Source organism: Streptomyces sp. NPDC044719, from assembly GCF_056433405.1.
The window spans coordinates 319,279-335,834 of sequence record NZ_JBWKHE010000007.1; the positions used below are offsets into that span (position 1 = coordinate 319,279).

Genomic DNA, 16,556 nt, shown 5'->3' on the forward strand with positions numbered 1-16,556 from the left:
GGGTTCATGCTCGATCACGTCATCAAAGGTGCGACGGTCGTCGACGGGACCGGCGGGCCCGGCTTTGTCGCCGACGTCGGCATACGGGACGGTCGTATTGCCGTCATCGGCGAGGTCACCCAGGAAGCGCGTACCAGCGAGGACGCGCACGGTCTCGTTCTCGCGCCCGGGTTCGTCGATCCGCACACCCACTACGACGCCCAGCTCTTCTGGGATCCGTACGCCACGCCCTCTCTCAACCACGGGGTCACCACCGTCGCGGGCGGGAACTGTGGGTTCACGCTGGCGCCGCTGAATCCGGAACGCCCCGGGGACGCCGACTACACGCGCCGGATGATGTCGAAGGTCGAGGGCATGGCGCTGGTGGCGTTGGAGGAGGGGACGCCGTGGAGCTGGCATTCCTTCGGGGAGTATTTGGACGCCCTGGAGGGGCGGATCGCGGTCAACGCCGGGTTCATGGTGGGCCACTGTGCGCTGCGGCGGTATGTGATGGGGCCGGAGGCGGTGGGCGGGCAGCCGAGTGCGGAGCAGCTCGCCGACATGGTGCGGTTGCTGCGCGAGGCCATGGACGCCGGGGCGTGGGGGTTCTCCACCACCCAGTCGACCAGCCACTCGGACGGCGACGGGCGGCCGGTCGCCTCCCGGCATGCCGAACCGGCCGAACTGCTGGCGCTGTCGCGGGCCGTCGGTGAGCACGAGGGCACGCAGATCGAGGCGATCGTCGCGGGCTGTCTGGATCAGTTCAGCGACGCCGAGATCGATCTGTTCGTGGAGATGAGCGCGGTGGCGGGGCGGCCGCTGAACTGGAACGTGCTGACGGTCGACGCGGCCGTTCCCGAGCGCGTGCCCCGGCAGCTCCTCGCGAGCGAGCAGGCCCGGAAGGCGGGCGGCCGGGTCGTGGCGCTGACCATGCCGATCCTCACGCCGATGAACATGTCACTGGGCACCTTCTGCGCGCTGAACCTGATCCCCGGGTGGGGGCCGGTGCTCGCGCTGCCCGTGCCCGAGCGGATCGAGAGGCTGCGCGATCCGGCCGTGCGGGCCGAGCTGCTGCGCCGCGCCCAGTCCAAGGAAGCCGGTGTCTTCCGGCGGCTGTCGAACTTCGGCCGGTACGTCATCGGCGACACCTACAGCGACGCGAACGCCGGGCTGACCGGCCGCGTGGTGAAGGACATCGCCGAGGAGCGCGGCCAGGACCCCTTCGAATGCCTGGTGGAGATCTGCGCCGCCGACGAGCTGCGTACGGTGCTGTGGCCGATGCCGACCGACAACGACCCGGCGTCCTGGGCGCTGCGGGCGGAGACCTGGCAGCACGAGGACGTGCTGCTCGGCGGGTCCGACGCGGGCGCCCATCTGGACCGGATGTGCGGGGCGCCGTACACGACCCGGTTCCTCGGGGACTGTCTGCGGGGCCGGCGGCTGGTCGGTCTGGAGCAGGCGGTGCGGATGCTGACCGACGACCCGGCCAGGCTCTTCGGCCTGCGGGAGCGGGGGCGGGTGCGGGAGGGCTGGCACGCGGACCTCGTGCTGTTCGACCCGGAGCGGATCGACGCGGGCCCGGCCACCCTGGTGCACGACCTGCCGGGTGACAGCCCTCGGCTGGACTCCCGGGCGCTCGGCATACGGGCCGTGTGGGTCAACGGCGTCGAGGCGATCCGGGACGACGTGGTGACCGGTGCCGTGCCGGGGCGTGTGCTGCGCTCGGGCCGGGACACGGAGACGGTGAGCACCAGGTGATGAGGCAGCAGGCGCTGTTCGTCGGCGGCTCCTGGGCGGAGCCGGACGGTGGGCACTACGCGGTGATCGACCCGGCGACCGAGGAGACCGTCGGGTGGGCGCCGGAGGCCTCGCGGGACCAGGTGCTCGCGGCCTGTGCCGCGGCCCGCGAGGCCTTCGGGCCGTGGTCACGGACCTCGCCCGAGGAACGGGCGGCGGTCCTCGGCAGGGCGGGGCGGATCATCGCCGACCGTGTCGGGGAGTACGCGGAGCTGGCCCGGGCGGAGACCGGCGCGACCACGGCCACCGCACGCGCCATGCAGGTCGGGGTCGCCGCCGCCCGCTTCCGGCGCTACGCGCGCGTGGAGCCCGCCGAGTGGGCGATCCCGCCCCAGATCAACGAGGCCGGGCCCATGGGCCGGGCGGGGGTGATGGGCGCGCTGGCCGTCCGCCAGCCCGTCGGGGTCGTCACCTGCGTCACCTCGTACAACAACCCCTGGGCCAACGCGGCCGGCAAGGTCGCCCCGGCCCTGGCCATGGGCAACACGGTGGTGGTGAAACCCGCCCCGCAGGACCCGCTGTCGGTCTATCGGATGGCCAAGGCCCTGGAGGCGGCGGGCGTGCCCCCGGGCGTGGTGAACGTGGTCAGTGGATCCCGTACGGAGGTCGGCGAGGCGGCCGTGGAGTCGCCGGACGTCGACATGGTCAGCTTCACCGGCTCCACGGCGGTCGGGCAGCGCATCGCCGAGGTGTGCGGGCGCGGTATGAAACGGCAGTTGATGGAGCTGGGCGGGAAGGGGGCGGCGGTCGTCTTCGACGACGCGGACCTCGGCTCGGCCGTGGCCGGAATCGGGACGACCTTCTCCTTCTACAGCGGCCAGATCTGCACGGCACCGACGCGGGTGCTGGCGCAGCGCGGCGTGTACGAGCGTCTCGTCGAGCAACTGGCCGCTTACGCGGGCCGGTTGAAGGTCGGGGACCCGAGGGAGCGGGACACGGTGGTCGGGCCGGTCATCTCGGCGGCGCACCGGGACCGGGTGGAGTCGTACGTCGAACTGGGCCGGAAGGAAGGCGCGGTGGTGAGGGCGGGGGGCGAACGTCCCGCCCTGTCCAAGGGCTTCTACGTCCCTCCGACCCTCCTCGCCGACTGCACCAACGACATGCGCGTGGCCCGTGAGGAGATCTTCGGGCCGGTGGTGGCCGTCATCCCCTTCGGCGACGAGGAGGAGGGCATCGCCCTCGCCAACGACACCGACTTCGGCCTCATCGACTACGTCTGGTCGGGGGACGTGGCCCGCGCCTTCCGGGTGGCGCGGCGGCTGCGGGCCGGCGGGGTCGGGGTCAACACCGTCGGCCGCAACATGGAGGCACCCTTCGGCGGGTTCAAGAAGAGCGGGGTCGGCAGGGACGTCGGCTCCTACGCCCTGCACGCCTACAGCGAGGTGCAGGCGATCGTGTGGCCGGGCTGACGCCTCTCAGGCGTCCAGGTCCACCCGCACCGTCAGCAGATTCGTCCCGAACGCCCGCACCCCCAGGCCGTTGAAGCGGGGCAGCCGCCGCAGCCGGGCCACCGGATCGTCGTCCGGCACCAGCTGTGCCGTCCCCGTGTGCCACCGCCCCCGGATCCGCACCCGGACCCGCGGATCGGCCTTGATGTTGCGGACGTACTGCGACCGCTCGCCGAACTCCGACACCAGCCAGAAGGAGTCCCCGACGCGCCGCCCGCCCACCGGCGTCTGCCGGGGCAGCCCGGAGACGCGGCCCGTCGTCTCGACGACGGTCTGGAGGGGGAGGCGGCGCAACAGCGGATTGATCCGGCGCTGGAAGGCCGTGGCGGCACGGAACCTGATGTCGGCTAGGCGGGACATCGTCGGGGGGTCTCCTTCGCACGAAGCTCTCACAGTGGGCCCGGCCTTCCGGCCACGCGGCGGTACCCCCTCAAGGATCCCTCAGTCCGCGCGGCGCCCCAGGAACACCGGATTGGTGAACGCCGCCAGCGGCCCGGGGATCGGCCCCGCCGCCGCCTCGTGCCGCACCTCGGCCCGTACGTACGCCGCGTACGACGGCGTCGTGCGCCACTCCACGACCCCCGCTCCCGCCACCGGCAGCGGCGCGCTGGTGTGCAGCACGCCCTGGTCGGTGACGAAGCGGACCGTGCAGCGTGGGGCGCCCGTGACCTCCAGGCGGACGGTGACCGGGGTGTCGCGGGCGACGGTGAGACGCTCGCCGATGCCGGCGTGTTCACCGCGGCCCCCGGACACCCGGAACGACAGCGAGAGCTTGGCGGACTCGGCGATGTACGACCGCCCGGCCCGGATGCCCTCCTGGATGGCCTGGCGGGTCAGGTCGTCGGCCAGGACGACCGTCTGGGGGCTGCCGACGGGGTCCGGGTCGCGGTGGGCGTCGCTGCTGCCCATCGCCGGGATCCAGCCGCGTTCGCCCCGCACCGACGCCACGAGCATGCTGTCCCAGTCGGCCAGCGTCACCTCGTCGTCGGGCGTGTAGGGGCCGTTCCACACCTCCACCGCGTCCGCCTCGCCGAAGCCGAACTTCCAGTTGCAGCCGACGCAGGTCGCGTGCGGATGGGCCGGGACGACCAGGCCGCCGGCGCGGCGGATCTGGCGGGCGAACCGGCCGAAGCGGTTGTCGCGGGCACGGTAGCGCCAGTCGACGAAGGTGCCCGGGTCGGTGCCGAGCGCCACCACGTGCCCGTTCCGCGTGGTGATCTCCTCGCCCAGCATGACCAGCAGATCGTCCCCGGCCACATCCGACCAGTGCGCGTGCGCCGAGTGCGTGTTGTGCTCGGAGGAGTTGATGAAGTCCAGCCCCGCGGCCCGCGCCAGGGCCCCGATCTCGGCGGGGGTGCGGCGGCCGTCGGAGTACCAGGAGTGCAGATGGCAGTCACCCCGGTACCAGGCACGCCCCCGCCCCTTCGCCCGCTCGGGCGGGTACACCGGCCGGGCGGCCTCGCCCGGCTCGCCGTACGTCAGCGTGATCGTGATCTCGTACGCCAGGCCCTGCGGGGCGACCGTGTACGGGCCGAGCGCGATGTGCCAGGTGCCCTCGCGCACCGGGCCCGGGAGGTAGCCGGGCGTCGCGTCGTCGGCGCGGAGGAAGAACTCGGTGCGCGCCCCGCCCGACCAGCCCCGGAAGCCCCGGCCGCCGAGATCGGTGCCCCGGTCGTCGAAGACGCCGATGTCGAGGGCGTTGCCGGTGGTGCCGGCCGGGACGGACGGCCGGTCGTAGGTGTAGGCGACCTTGATCTCCCGGACCCCGGCCGGGACCTCGACGGGCAGGTACACGAAGTCGGGGGAGCCGGGCGGCAGGGTGCCCCGTACCGTTCTGGTCTCCTGGTCACCGTCGGCCGCTGAAGCGAAGCTCACACTTCCCAACGTAAGCGCGGCGGCCGCTCCCGTCACGAACAGGGCCCGCCGGGCGAGCCCGCCCCGGCCGTCCTCGTGGCCGTCCTCCTGATGGTCCTCGCACATGCTGCTGCTCCCAAGGTGTCGTCGGTGACATGGCATGGGTGGTGCGGGCGTGGTGCGTGCAACCGTTGTATTCAGCCGTGAACCGCCGGGCAAGGGAAGGGAATTGGACGGCGGGGAACAGGCGAACAGGCCGCCGGGGTCAGGCCGTCAGCCCCGCGTCCCGGGCCAGCAGGGCCGCCTGCACCCGGTTGGTGACCTCCAGCGCGGTGAGGATGCGGCTGACGTGGGCCTTGACGGTGCTCTCGCGCATGCCGAGCCGGGCGGCGATGTCGGCGTTGGTCTCCCCCTGGGCGAGCAGGGCCAGCACGTCGCGTTCCCGGGGTGTGAGCCGGTCGAGGCCGGCCCGGGCGGCGGTCGCCCGTGGCGCGCCCGACCGGTGGTAGCGGTCGATGAGGCGGCGGGCGGCGCTGGGGTGGAGCATCGCCGAGCCGGCGGCGACGAGGTGGACGGCGCGCAGGATCTCGGCCGGATCGGTGTCCTTCAGCAGGAAGCCGTCGGACCCGGCCGTGAGGGCGTCGTAGACGTACTCGTCGAGGTCGAAGGTCGTCAGCGTGATCACCCTCGGCGGGTGGGGCAGGGCGCGCAGCCGGGCGGTGGCCGTGATGCCGTCCATGCGGGGCATGCGCACGTCGACCAGGGCGACGTCGACGCGGTGCGCGGTGGCCTGTTCGACGGCGAGCAGTCCGTCGGACGCCTGGGCGACGACCTCGATGCCCGGGTCCCCGTCGAGGAGGTCGGCCAGGCCCAGGCGGACCAGGGCGTCGTCGTCGGCGATGAGGACGCGGATCATGCGCGGGTGCCGTTCTGGTCGGAGGTCCCGGAGGTCCCGGAGGTCCCGGAGGTCGCGGAGGTCTCGGGGGACTTGGTGGACTCGGCGGAGGCGGGGTGGGGGATACGGGCCGCCAGCCGCCAGCTGCCGGCCCCGCTGGGCCCGGCGTGCAGATGGCCGCCGAGGGCGGTGACGCGCTCACGCAGGCCGACCAGCCCGAACCCGGAGGCGACGGCGTGCGCGGCCGGGCTGCCGGGGGCGTTGGTGACCTCCACGGTGGTGGCGGGCGGGCGGTAGCCGAGGTGGATGCGCACCGGGGCGCCCTCGGCGTGCTTGCCGGCGTTCGTCAGTGCTTCCTGGACGAGACGGTAGACGGCCAGCCGGTGCGCGGCCGGGACTTGTTCGGGCCGGCCCTCGATCCGCAGCTCGGCCAGTTGCCCTGCTGCCCGCGCCTGCTCGACCAGCTCGTCCACGGCGCGCAGGACGGGGACGGGAGCGGCTTCGGCGGGCTCGGCCCCGGGGTCGCGCAGGGCCCCGAGGACGTCGCGGAGATCGGCCAGGGCATCGGTGGAGGCGGTGCGCAGCAGGGCCAGGCGTGCCACGACCGGCTCGGGCAGCGGCTCGCTCCTCGCCGTCAGGACACCCGTGTGCAGGGCGATCAGGCTCAGGCGGTGCGCCAGTACGTCGTGCATCTCCGCCGCGATCCGGGACCGCTCGGCGGACCGGGCCGCCTCCTCGCGCAACTCCCGCTCGATCCGCAGGTGCTCGACCTGGTCGCCGAGCGCCTTCAGCAGCCGGCGGCGATTGCCCACCCACAGCCCGCCCACCAGGGCCAGCAGCACGAACAGGGTGGAACCGTACTGCTGCGGGGTCCACAGCGAGAAGGTCGGCGGAATGAGCAGGTTGGCGCTCAGCGCGGCCGCGGCGCAGCCCACCGCCACCCGGACCCGCCGGTGCGCCGCCATGTCGAACAGCGCGACGAGCAGCAGCGGCAGCAGCGGCCACCCCCACAGCCCGGTCGCCACGGTGGCCGGTACGGCCGAGGCGTACCAGGGCACCCGGCGCACCAGCAGGGCCAGTCCGCACAGCACGGCCAGGACGGTGGCCGGTGTCGCGTACCGGCCGCCGTCGATGGACGCGCTGTTCAGCACGGCGAGGGCGGTCAGCAGCACGACCAGGCACCAGCGCCCGTAGCCGCCCCACCGGAATCTCTCTCTCCGTATCACTCCCGGCATCCTAGGCGGGCCCGGCAGAGCCGTCGGCCGACCCTGGTCTCACGTGACCCCCAACTTTCGTAGGGGGTGATGGCCGCACAACGAGTGATCTCCGGCCGTGCCCCCGTCCCTAGCGTCAAAACCATGGATCTCCGAACCATGGACTGGGCGTTCTTCACCGAAGCGGCCCGCGACCCGCGCACCACCGGCGCCTTCGCCCCCAGCGGGAGGGCTCTGGCCCGAGCGCTGACCGAACCGGTGCGCGCCCTGGCCCCACGGCCGCTGACCGTCCTGGAGGTGGGCGCCGGGACCGGCGCCGTCACCCGCGCCCTCATCCCCCAACTGTCGCAGGGCAGCCGCCTGGACGTCGTCGATGCCAACCCGCGCTTCGCCGACCGCCTGCGCCGGCTGGTCGACACCCACCCCCGGCTGGCCGGCGAGCCCGAGCGGGTCCGCGTCCGCTGCGCCTACGTCGAGGACCTCCCCGGCGAACAGCGCTACGACGTGATCGTCTCCGGCCTGCCCCTGACCAACTTCACCCCCGGCCAGGTCGACGCGATCATGACCCGCTGCCTGGAGCTGCTGCACCCGGGCGGCACCCTGGCCTACTTCGCCTACCTGGGCACCCGTCAGGCCCGCACCCTGCTGTCCTCCCGTGCCGAAGCCCGCCGGCACCAGGCCGTCCAGGAGGTCATGGCCGGGTACCAGCGTCGTTACGCCACCGGCCGCTGGACCGTGTGGGCGAACCTTCCTCCGGCCAGGGTCTGTCAGCTGCGGAGCCCGCACCGTGCTGCCGAGGACACGCCGGGCGAGCCGCGTGCGGTCGCCGGAGCCGGTCGGTGACCGTCCCGTGGGACCTCCCGGACCTCCTCGGCCGGGCCCCCGCCAGCGCCGCCTACGCGGTGCTGGCGGCCGCGGTCCTGGCCGAGTCCGTCCTGCTGGTCGGTGCCTTCGTCCCCACGCTCGGCCTGCTGCTGGCGGCCGGTGCGCTGGCCCGCACCGGACACCTGAGCCTGCCCCTCGTCATCGGTGCCGCCGCCGTCGCGGCGGTGGCCGGTGACTTCCTCGCCCACCGCACCGGGACCCTGCTCGGCGACCGTCTGCGCACGGGACGCCTGGGCAGCCGTGTCCCGTCCGCCGCCTGGCGGAACGCCGAGACCCTGATGGACCGCCGCGGCGGCCGGGCCGTCTTCCTGGCCCGCTTCGTCCCCGTGCTCCGCACCCTCGCCCCGCACCTCGCGGGTGCCACTCGCCTGCCCTACCACCGCATCGCGCCCTACAGCACCGTCGCCGCGACTCTGTGGGCCACCGCCGAGGCCGGAAGCGGCTTCGCGGCGCTCGCGACGGTCGTGTGAGTGCCGAAGGATGAAGCCCGACCGGCTGGTATGGACGCATGGTCCCCCCTCGGGTAGAGATGGGCCATGCGTATCGCCGTAACGATCTTCCTCACCGACGAGACGATCACCCCGACCCGGCTCGCCCGGGAGCTGGAGGGCCGCGGTTTCGCCGGGCTGTATCTGCCCGAGCACACGCACATCCCCGTCGAGCGGACCACTCCGTACCCGGCGGGCGGCGAGCTGCCGCGCGAGTACGGCCGTACCCTCGACCCGTTCGTGGCGCTCGGTCAGGCCGCCGCCGTCACCGAGCGGCTCGGACTCGGCACGGGCATCACGCTCGTCGCCCAGCACGATCCGATCGACCTGGCCAAACAGGTCGCGACCCTGGACCACCTCTCCGGCGGCCGGTTCACCCTCGGGGTCGGCTTCGGCTGGAACGTCGAGGAGGCCGCCGACCACGGCGTACGGTGGCGCACCCGGCGCGAGCTGGGCCGGGACCGGATGGCGCTGATGCGGGCGCTGTGGTCGGAGGAACCGGTCGCGTACGAGGGGGAGTTCGGCGGTGTCCGGGCCAGTCACGCGCACCCCAAGCCCGTGCGGAAGCCGCGCGGCCCGGTCGTGGGCCCGCGCACGCTGCTCGGCGGGGCCGCCGGGCCCAAGCTGTTCGCCCACATCTGCGAGTACGCCGACGGCTGGCTGCCGATCGGCGGGCGCGGCCTGTCCGAATCCCTGCCCCGGCTGCGCACCGCCTGGACCGAGGCGGGCCGCGACCCCGAGGCCCTCCAGGTCGTCCCGTACGCCGTCCACCCGACTCCGGGCAAGCTCGCCCACTACGCCGGCCTCGGCATCGAGGAGGTCGTGGTGCAACTGCCTCCGGCGGGGGAGGCGGAGGTGCTGAAGGCGCTGGACGATCTGACGGGGTATCTTCCAGGTACCTGACAACTCGGTCAGGGTGCATGGGGGGAGCGTCACCGCGTCATGAGGTTGGCCTGGTTAGCCTGGCTCGCGCGCCACTTCGACGAATACGGCTACAGCCAAGGGCTGCTGCCCGCCGCGATCGGCACGCTGGCCGTGCTCGTGACCGCCGCGCTGGTCTGGTTCGCGCTGCACCGCAACAGACCGGCCGCCGTTGTCGCCGCCGGGCTCACATCCGCCCTGGGCATAGGCTGGCTGGCCTTCCACTGACGGGGCTCACCCGGGTTGATCAGCGCAATCGTATGCTCGAAGGATGACGACTTCCGCGACCTCCGGAACCGGCCCCACCGAGAACTCCATGCGTCGCGCCCTTAAACGGGCCAGGGACGGCGTCTCCCTCGATGTCGCCGAGGCGGCGGTGCTCCTCCAGGCCCGGGGCGGGCAGCTGGAGGACCTGTCGGCCTCGGCCGCCCGGGTCCGGGACGCGGGCCTGGAGGCGGCCGGCCGGCCCGGTGTCATCACGTACTCGAAGAGCGTCTTCATCCCCCTGACCCGACTGTGCCGGGACAAGTGCCACTACTGCACGTTCGTCACCGTCCCCGGCAAGCTGCGCCGCGAGGGCCACGGGATGTTCATGTCCCCGGACGAGGTCCTGGACATCGCCCGCAAGGGCGCCGCCCTCGGCTGCAAGGAAGCCCTCATCACCCTCGGAGACAAGCCCGAGGACCGCTGGCCCGAGGCGCGCGAGTGGCTCGACGCGCACGGCTACGACGACACCCTCGCCTACGTACGGGCCATCTCCATCCGCATCCTGGAGGAGACGGGCCTGCTGCCCCATCTGAACCCGGGCGTCATGAGCTGGACCGACTTCCAGCGCCTGAAGCCGGTCGCGCCCAGCATGGGCATGATGCTGGAGACGACCGCGACCCGGCTCTGGTCGGAGCCGGGCGGTCCCCACCACGGCTCTCCCGACAAGGAGCCGGCGGTGCGGCTGCGGGTGCTGGAGGACGCCGGGCGTTCCTCCGTGCCCTTCACCTCGGGCGTCCTCATAGGCATCGGGGAGAACTACGAGGAGCGCGCCGAATCGCTGTTCGCGCTGCGGAAGGTGAGCCGGGCGTACCACGGCGTCCAGGAGCTGATCATCCAGAACTTCCGCGCCAAGCCGGACACCGCCATGCGCGGCATGCCCGACGCGGAACTGGACGAGCTGGTCGCCACGGTCGCCGTCGCCCGGCTCCTCATGGGCCCGAGCGGCAACATCCAGGCCCCGCCCAACCTCGTCGACGACGAGTACGAGCGGCTGATCGCGGCCGGTATCGACGACTGGGGCGGGGTGTCCCCGCTGACCATCGACCACGTCAACCCCGAGCGCCCCTGGCCGCAGATCGAGCAGCTCGCCGAGAAGTCCCGGGCGGCCGGGTTCGAACTGCGGGAACGCCTGTGCGTGTACCCGGAGTTCGTGCGGCGCGGCGAGCCCTGGCTGGACCCGCGGCTGCGCCCGCACGTGGCGGCGCTGGCCGACCCGGAGACCGGTCTTGCCCGCCCCGACGCCCTTCCGCAGGGCCTGCCGTGGCAGGAGCCCGAGGAGGTCTTCACCGCCTCCGGCCGCACCGACCTGCACTCCGCGATCGACACCGAGGGCCGCACCTCCGACCGCCGGGACGACTTCGACGAGGTGTACGGCGACTGGGGCGCCCTGCGCGAGGCCGCCGCCCCGGGCATGGCACCCGAGCGCATCGACACCGACGTACGCGAGGCCCTGCGCACGGCGGCCGACGACCCCACGCGGCTCACCGACGACGAGGCGCTGGCCCTGCTGCACGCCGACGGACCGGCGCTGGACGCGCTCGCCCGGGTCGCCGACGACGTACGCAGGTCGGCCGTCGGCGACGACGTCACCTACATCGTCACCCGCAACATCAACTTCACCAACGTCTGCTACACCGGCTGCCGCTTCTGCGCCTTCGCCCAGCGCCGCACGGACGCCGACGCCTACACCCTCTCCCTGGACCAGGTCGCCGACCGGGCCCAGCAGGCCTGGGACGTCGGCGCGGTGGAGGTCTGCATGCAGGGCGGCATCCACCCGGACCTGCCCGGCACGGCGTACTTCGACATCGCGCGGGCGGTGAAGGAACGCGTTCCGGGCATGCATGTGCACGCCTTCTCGCCGATGGAGGTCGTCAACGGCGCGACGCGCACCGGCATGTCGATCCGTGAGTGGCTGACCGCCGCCAAGGAAGCGGGCCTGGACACCATCCCGGGCACGGCCGCCGAGATCCTCGACGACGAGGTCCGCTGGATCCTCACCAAGGGCAAGCTGCCCGCCGCCGACTGGATCGAGGTCGTCAGCACGGCCCACGAGCTGGGCATCCGGTCGTCCTCGACGATGATGTACGGCCATGTCGACCAGCCCCGGCACTGGCTCGGGCACCTGCGCACCCTCGCGGGCATCCAGCAGCGCACGGGCGGCTTCACCGAGTTCGTGACGCTGCCGTTCGTGCACACCAACGCGCCGGTGTACCTGGCCGGGATCGCCCGCCCGGGCCCGACCATGCGGGACAACCGCGCGGTCACGGCCATGGCCCGGCTGCTGCTGCACCCGTACATCCCCAACATCCAGACGAGCTGGGTGAAACTGGGCACCGAGGGCGCGGCCGAGATGCTCCGCTCGGGCGCGAACGACCTCGGCGGCACGCTGATGGAGGAGACGATCTCCCGCATGGCGGGCTCGTCGTACGGCTCGTACAAGTCGGTCAAGGACCTCATCGCGGTGGCGGATGCGGCCGGGCGTCCCGCCAAGGCCCGGAACACCCTCTACGGGGAGGTCCCCGAGGAGCGGCAGCGGGCGGCGGCGGCCTCGGACGGCCACCTGCCGGAGCTGCTGCCGGTCCTCGACTGACGCTCTACCGGCCCCCGGTGTCCGCCGGCTGATGTGCCGTCACGGCACGGTCGGCGGCGGCGCCGGGGCTCTTCGGCGGCGGGGGAGCCGTGCCCCGGCCCAGCCAGAGCAGCAGCAGGCCCAGGGAGCAGGCGATCGCCGGCCAGTAGACGTAGCGGAAGTCCGTCGCGGGCATGATCGGCAGATAGCCCAGGATGTACGCCGCCGAACTGATGCCCAGCGCCCGGACCGGCATCGAGAACACGCCCCTGCCCGGACGGACGGCCAGCACCAGCGCCACGGCGAGCCAGAACCAGCCCCGGAACAGCCACGGCAGGTCCCTGGCCATGCCGTCGACGTACGTGCCGAGCGTGTCCTCCAGGCGGGGGTGCGCCACCTCGACGCCCAGGTCGTTGCGGGTGATCCCCGCCTTGTAGTGATAGCCGGTCTCGAACAGCAGACTCGCGAAGAGCCGCAGCCGGTACTGGAGATAGCCGGGCACGTGCCCGCTCATCTCGTCCAGCCACAGGGACGTGATCTCGTCCGAGTCCCCGCGCAGTCCGTCCGCCGGGCGGGCGTAGCAGGCCCAGTAGGCGTCCGACAGGGCGCCGACGCGTCGGCACTCCTCGGCGGCGGACACCAGCCGGTCCCTGAGGCCGGGTGACACGTCCGCCGACCGCAGTTCGTCCACCCTCAGGACGTGGACCAGGTCGTCGAGCATGATCTGCGCGCCCTGTTTCGTCTCCAGGGGCCGGGCGAACAGGGAGATGGCGGCGGCCGGCACGACCAGGGCGGCCACGAGCGCCGCCGTGCAGGTCACCCACGTACGGCGGCCTGGACCGCGCCACAGCGCGAGGACCAGCATGACGAAGACGGGGATCGCGGCGAAGAAGGCGTTCTTGCGCACCAGCATGGCGTACGCGAGGAACAGCACGCCCAGCCCGAGCAGCCCCCACCGCAGGGCGGGACGGCGCAGGTCGCCGTCCCGCAGCCGCAGCCCGGTGAACGCGACCGCGCACGCGGCGAGCAGCGCGAACGCCGCGTGGACGTCCTTCCACACCACCCCGACGAACGTCAGCACGAAAGGGGCCAGTCCCAGCCCGAGCACGGCGAGTGAACCGGCACGCCTCCCGGTCAGCTTGTGGACGCACCAGGCCAGCGTCCAGAGCGCGCCCCAGAAGAGCAGTGACTGGACGACGGCCATGGACGCGAACGACCCGGTCACGGCGATGAGCGCACGCCACACCAGGCTCAGCACCGGCGGGTGCCAGTCGGTCAGCGGCGTCAGCCGCCTGGCTTGCCGGAGCTGCTCGAGACTGTCGGGGCTCAGATAGCCGGGGGCGAAGACGAGGATCGTGCCCAGGCAGCAGACGGCGGCGACGGCGGCCAGTACCCAGACCCAGCGCTGCCCACACGGCATCCATCCCATTTGTCCCATAAGTCGGATGCTAACGGCTCAGGGGGCGACGAAGACGTAGCGCCGATAGGCGTAGAAGCGGAACAGGGTGGCGAGCACCCAGCCGAAGATCCGGGCGGTGTTGTCGCTGAGCGCCGAGTCGAGCCCGAGCAGTTGCCGGGAGGCGAAGACCGTGCCCGCGGTGATGGCGAGCCCGACGCCGTTCGCCACCAGGAACAGGACGAGTTCGTGGGTCACCCTCTCGCGGTGCTGGCCGCGGTAGGTCCAGTAGCGGTTCCCGGCCCAGCTGAAGAGCGCGGCGGCACCCGTCGCGACGACGGACGCCCGCACGGGTGACGTGCTCATCGGCCCGCCCTCCGCGCCGCCGGGCAGGCCGAAGACGAGCAGGTTGTAGCCGCCGTTGTCCACGATGAAGGCCAGGGCCCCGATGACGCCGAACTTGGCGGCCTCCCGCCAGATGCCCTTGACGGCGTCACGCGCACGCAGCGCGGCAGATGCGAGGACCGGCACACGGTGAGCGTAACGACCCGGCGCGCCCTCACCACCCAGACCCGCCCATATCGCATGATTTTCGTCATATTCGGTACCGGTCCGGGAGGAGCAGCCGTGGAACCGACGATCGCGTGTGTCGTGCCGTGCCACAACGAGGAGGCGGCCATCGGCAAGGTGGTCCGCGACCTGCGGGCCGCCCTCCCCGAGGCCGTCGTCTACGTGTACGACAACGCCTCCACCGACCGCACGGTGGAGATCGCCCGGGAAGCGGGCGCGATCGTCCGGGAGGAGCCCCGTAAGGGCAAGGGCAACGTCGTCCGGCGTGCCTTCGCCGACGTCGACGCCGACGCGCTGCTCCTGATCGACGGCGACGACACCTACGACGCCGCACGCGCCCGGGACCTGGTGGACCTGCTCTTCGAAGGGCCCTACGACCAGGTCGTCGGCGCCCGCCGGGTGACGGTCGACGGGGCCTACCGGGCGGGACACGCGGCAGGCAACAAGCTGCTCACCGGGGCCGTGCGGTCCCTGTTCGGCAACGACGTGACCGACATGCTCAGCGGCTACCGGGTCTTCTCACGGCGCTTCGTGAAGTCCTTCCCGGCGCTGGCCCGCGAGTTCGAGACCGAGACCGAGATGACGATCCACGCGCTGCACCTGCGGCTCCCCACCGCGGAGGTCGTCGTGGACTACCGGGAACGGCCCGCCGGCGGCGAGAGCAAACTGCGCACCTACCGGGACGGCTGGCGCATCCTGCGGGTCATCCTCGACCTGGCGCGGCGCGAGCGCCCCTCGCTCGTCCACACCGTGATCGCGGGCGTACTGGCCCTGGTCTCGGTCGTCCTCGGCATCCCCGTCATCGCCGACTTCATCGAGACGGGCACCGTGCCCCGGGTCCCCACGGCCATCCTCGCCGCCGCCATCATGACCATCGCGGCGCTCGTCCTGCTCGTGGGCTACATCCTCGAGTCCCTCATGCACATGCGGCAGGAGCAGTCCCGGCTCGTGCACCTCTCCTATCCGGCCCCCGCCCGCGCGCCGCACTACACCGCCCATGGCGCCGGCACCGGCCCGGTACCGGTCCGCAAGACCCCCTGAGACCGCCGGGGGAGGAGCGCGCTCGCAGTACGATGATCGGAACCCCGATGTCCGCGCGGGGTCCCGTGACTGAGGAGATGCGTGCCCGTGCCTGCCCGACTTCCTTCGTGGGCCTGGACGACCGGGCTGACCGTGGGAGCGATAGCCGCGGTGACGGTCCTGGCCGTGCAGGCGGACCGGGGCCCGCACCCCACCGCCACCTCGGCCAAGCCGAGCAGTGCGGCGTCGGCGGGCGTGCGGCCCAGCCCCTCCGCTTCCACCCCGACCCGGGTGCCCGACGGCTCCGGCAGCGGCCGGCGCGTCGTCTACTCCCTGGGCGAGAAGCGGGTGTGGCTGGTCGACGCGAGCGAGGCGAGCCGCCGTACGTTCACCGTGTGGCCGGGCACGGTCAGCCCCGACCCCGGCTCGTACACGGTGTCGTCACGCAACGAGGGCACGACCGGCTCGGACGGTGTCCAGATCGAGCACATCCTGTACTTCGCCGCGAAGGACGGCGTCTCCGTCGCGTTCTCCAACGCGGTCGACGGTGCCTCGCCGCCGCCCGCCGCCTCCGGCACGAAGACGGGCGGGGTCCGGATGCGGAAGGCGGACGGCACGGCACTGTGGGCGTTCGGCACGGTCGGCACGACCGTGGCTGTGGTCAAGTAGCGGGAGCCTGCGTCCCCCGGTCCGACAGCTGGTTGACGATCAGCACGACACCGCTGAACAGGAAGACACGGGTCGCCGCGTCCAGCCCGTTCCAGCTCTTCGACTGCCACATCGAGAACCACTCGCCGCCGATCCCGATGAACCCGGCCCCGAACAGCAGCATCACCATCAGCAGCCCGTAGGTCGACAACTGCCGGGCCCGCCGCTGATCACGTCTGGCCCACAGCCAGGTCCCGGCTATGAGGGCGAACGCGGCGACGGTCTCCCACGCGATGATCGCGATGTAGGCGGCGTCCTGGAGTGTCTCGCTGGTGATGGCACGCCACATCAGGTCCTCGTCCTTGAACGTGGTGTCCATGGCCAGCACATGCCGGACGAACTGCTGATTGGTGCCGAAGTCGGTGATGTTCCCGAAGGCGACGAGCGCCATGTAGAGGGCGATCGTGCCGGTGAGCAGCATGGCGGCAAGAGGCAGCGTGCCGCGTGAAGTTGGGGAGGTGGCCATGCCGATCATTCTCCCCGGAGGCCGGGGCGAGCGCGAGACAATGACGACGGAAGCCGACCGGGCGAGACGAGGGGAACGT

At 72.5% G+C, this 16,556-nt stretch carries 16 protein-coding genes; 9 read left to right on the plus strand and 7 right to left on the minus strand.

Translation table 11 applies throughout. The features are described from left to right. Positions 1-6 precede the first annotated feature (6 nt). Positions 7-1,737: an N-acyl-D-amino-acid deacylase family protein gene (locus tag AC07DF_RS28125; RefSeq protein ID WP_478977130.1), complete on the plus strand. Its 1,731-nt coding sequence runs from the start codon at positions 7-9 to the stop codon at positions 1,735-1,737. Further along, on the plus strand, positions 1,737-3,185 hold the full coding sequence (locus AC07DF_RS28130; RefSeq protein ID WP_478977133.1) for an aldehyde dehydrogenase family protein: 1,449 nt from the start codon (positions 1,737-1,739) through the stop codon (positions 3,183-3,185). The genes AC07DF_RS28125 and AC07DF_RS28130 overlap by 1 nt, the downstream gene beginning before the upstream one ends. Positions 3,186-3,191: 6 nt before the next feature. Here AC07DF_RS28130 and AC07DF_RS28135 read toward each other — a convergent pair whose 3' ends face one another. The 4 genes from AC07DF_RS28135 to AC07DF_RS28150 form a co-directional block, all read right to left on the minus strand. After that, complete coding sequence (locus AC07DF_RS28135; protein ID WP_478977136.1) at positions 3,192-3,584, minus strand: nitroreductase/quinone reductase family protein; 393 nt, start codon at positions 3,582-3,584, stop codon at positions 3,192-3,194. A gap of 81 nt (positions 3,585-3,665) precedes the next feature. Beyond that, positions 3,666-5,204 carry a CehA/McbA family metallohydrolase gene (locus tag AC07DF_RS28140; RefSeq protein ID WP_478977139.1) on the minus strand — a complete coding sequence of 513 codons (1,539 nt, stop codon included), beginning with the start codon at positions 5,202-5,204 and terminating at the stop codon, positions 3,666-3,668. 139 nt (positions 5,205-5,343) lie between these two features. Further along, positions 5,344-5,994, minus strand: a complete 651-nt coding sequence (locus tag AC07DF_RS28145) for a response regulator (RefSeq protein WP_478977142.1) — start codon at positions 5,992-5,994, stop codon at positions 5,344-5,346. Continuing rightward, positions 5,991-7,208, minus strand: a complete 1,218-nt coding sequence (locus tag AC07DF_RS28150; protein WP_478977145.1) for a sensor histidine kinase — start codon at positions 7,206-7,208, stop codon at positions 5,991-5,993. Before AC07DF_RS28150 ends, AC07DF_RS28145 begins: the two co-directional genes overlap by 4 nt. A gap of 123 nt (positions 7,209-7,331) precedes the next feature. Here AC07DF_RS28150 and AC07DF_RS28155 point away from each other — a divergent pair, with 123 nt between their 5' ends. The 5 genes from AC07DF_RS28155 to AC07DF_RS28175 all read left to right on the plus strand — a co-directional run bounded on the left by AC07DF_RS28155 (position 7,332) and on the right by AC07DF_RS28175 (position 12,338). After that, complete coding sequence (locus AC07DF_RS28155) at positions 7,332-8,030, plus strand: class I SAM-dependent methyltransferase (RefSeq protein ID WP_478977148.1); 699 nt, start codon at positions 7,332-7,334, stop codon at positions 8,028-8,030. After that, the gene (locus AC07DF_RS28160) at positions 8,027-8,542 is read left to right on the plus strand and encodes a DedA family protein (protein WP_478977151.1); all 516 of its coding nucleotides are present in this window, start codon (positions 8,027-8,029) and stop codon (positions 8,540-8,542) included. Before AC07DF_RS28155 ends, AC07DF_RS28160 begins: the two co-directional genes overlap by 4 nt. Positions 8,543-8,608: 66 nt before the next feature. Continuing rightward, positions 8,609-9,463: an LLM class F420-dependent oxidoreductase gene (locus AC07DF_RS28165; protein ID WP_478977154.1), complete on the plus strand. Its 855-nt coding sequence runs from the start codon at positions 8,609-8,611 to the stop codon at positions 9,461-9,463. Between the two features lie 39 nt (positions 9,464-9,502). Beyond that, complete coding sequence (locus AC07DF_RS28170; protein ID WP_478977157.1) at positions 9,503-9,709, plus strand: hypothetical protein; 207 nt, start codon at positions 9,503-9,505, stop codon at positions 9,707-9,709. Between the two features lie 43 nt (positions 9,710-9,752). Continuing rightward, on the plus strand, positions 9,753-12,338 hold the full coding sequence (locus AC07DF_RS28175) for a bifunctional FO biosynthesis protein CofGH (RefSeq protein WP_478977160.1): 2,586 nt from the start codon (positions 9,753-9,755) through the stop codon (positions 12,336-12,338). Between the two features lie 4 nt (positions 12,339-12,342). On the opposite strand, the gene AC07DF_RS28180 is transcribed toward AC07DF_RS28175, so the two are convergent. Next, positions 12,343-13,755, minus strand: a complete 1,413-nt coding sequence (locus AC07DF_RS28180; RefSeq protein ID WP_478977163.1) for a hypothetical protein — start codon at positions 13,753-13,755, stop codon at positions 12,343-12,345. 18 nt (positions 13,756-13,773) lie between these two features. Continuing rightward, a complete protein-coding gene (locus AC07DF_RS28185) occupies positions 13,774-14,244 on the minus strand; it encodes a GtrA family protein (protein ID WP_478977166.1) in 471 nt (156 codons plus the stop codon). Between the two features lie 96 nt (positions 14,245-14,340). Between AC07DF_RS28185 and AC07DF_RS28190 the strand changes: the two genes are divergently transcribed. Together AC07DF_RS28190 and AC07DF_RS28195 are read left to right on the plus strand one after the other, a co-directional pair. Continuing rightward, a complete protein-coding gene (locus tag AC07DF_RS28190; protein ID WP_478977169.1) occupies positions 14,341-15,324 on the plus strand; it encodes a glycosyltransferase family 2 protein in 984 nt (327 codons plus the stop codon). A gap of 87 nt (positions 15,325-15,411) precedes the next feature. Next, complete coding sequence (locus tag AC07DF_RS28195) at positions 15,412-15,972, plus strand: hypothetical protein (protein ID WP_478977172.1); 561 nt, start codon at positions 15,412-15,414, stop codon at positions 15,970-15,972. Here AC07DF_RS28195 and AC07DF_RS28200 read toward each other — a convergent pair. Continuing rightward, on the minus strand, positions 15,965-16,477 hold the full coding sequence (locus AC07DF_RS28200; RefSeq protein ID WP_478977175.1) for a DUF2165 domain-containing protein: 513 nt from the start codon (positions 16,475-16,477) through the stop codon (positions 15,965-15,967). The two genes, AC07DF_RS28195 and AC07DF_RS28200, sit on opposite strands and share 8 nt — an antisense overlap. Between the last annotated feature and the right edge of the window lie 79 nt (positions 16,478-16,556).

Bases quoted from the DNA above. Each gene is read 5' to 3' on its own strand.
- AC07DF_RS28125 (WP_478977130.1), top strand. From the start codon at position 7: ATGCTCGATCACGTCATCAAAGGTGCGACGGTCGTCGACGGGACCGGC.
- AC07DF_RS28130 (WP_478977133.1), top strand. From the start codon at position 1,737: ATGAGGCAGCAGGCGCTGTTCGTCGGCGGCTCCTGGGCGGAGCCGGAC.
- AC07DF_RS28135 (WP_478977136.1), bottom strand. From the start codon at position 3,584: ATGTCCCGCCTAGCCGACATCAGGTTCCGTGCCGCCACGGCCTTCCAG.
- AC07DF_RS28140 (WP_478977139.1), bottom strand. From the start codon at position 5,204: ATGTGCGAGGACCATCAGGAGGACGGCCACGAGGACGGCCGGGGCGGG.
- AC07DF_RS28145 (WP_478977142.1), bottom strand. From the start codon at position 5,994: ATGATCCGCGTCCTCATCGCCGACGACGACGCCCTGGTCCGCCTGGGC.
- AC07DF_RS28150 (WP_478977145.1), bottom strand. From the start codon at position 7,208: ATGCCGGGAGTGATACGGAGAGAGAGATTCCGGTGGGGCGGCTACGGG.
- AC07DF_RS28155 (WP_478977148.1), top strand. From the start codon at position 7,332: ATGGATCTCCGAACCATGGACTGGGCGTTCTTCACCGAAGCGGCCCGC.
- AC07DF_RS28165 (WP_478977154.1), top strand. From the start codon at position 8,609: ATGCGTATCGCCGTAACGATCTTCCTCACCGACGAGACGATCACCCCG.
- AC07DF_RS28170 (WP_478977157.1), top strand. From the start codon at position 9,503: ATGAGGTTGGCCTGGTTAGCCTGGCTCGCGCGCCACTTCGACGAATAC.
- AC07DF_RS28175 (WP_478977160.1), top strand. From the start codon at position 9,753: ATGACGACTTCCGCGACCTCCGGAACCGGCCCCACCGAGAACTCCATG.
- AC07DF_RS28180 (WP_478977163.1), bottom strand. From the start codon at position 13,755: ATGGGACAAATGGGATGGATGCCGTGTGGGCAGCGCTGGGTCTGGGTA.
- AC07DF_RS28200 (WP_478977175.1), bottom strand. From the start codon at position 16,477: ATGGCCACCTCCCCAACTTCACGCGGCACGCTGCCTCTTGCCGCCATG.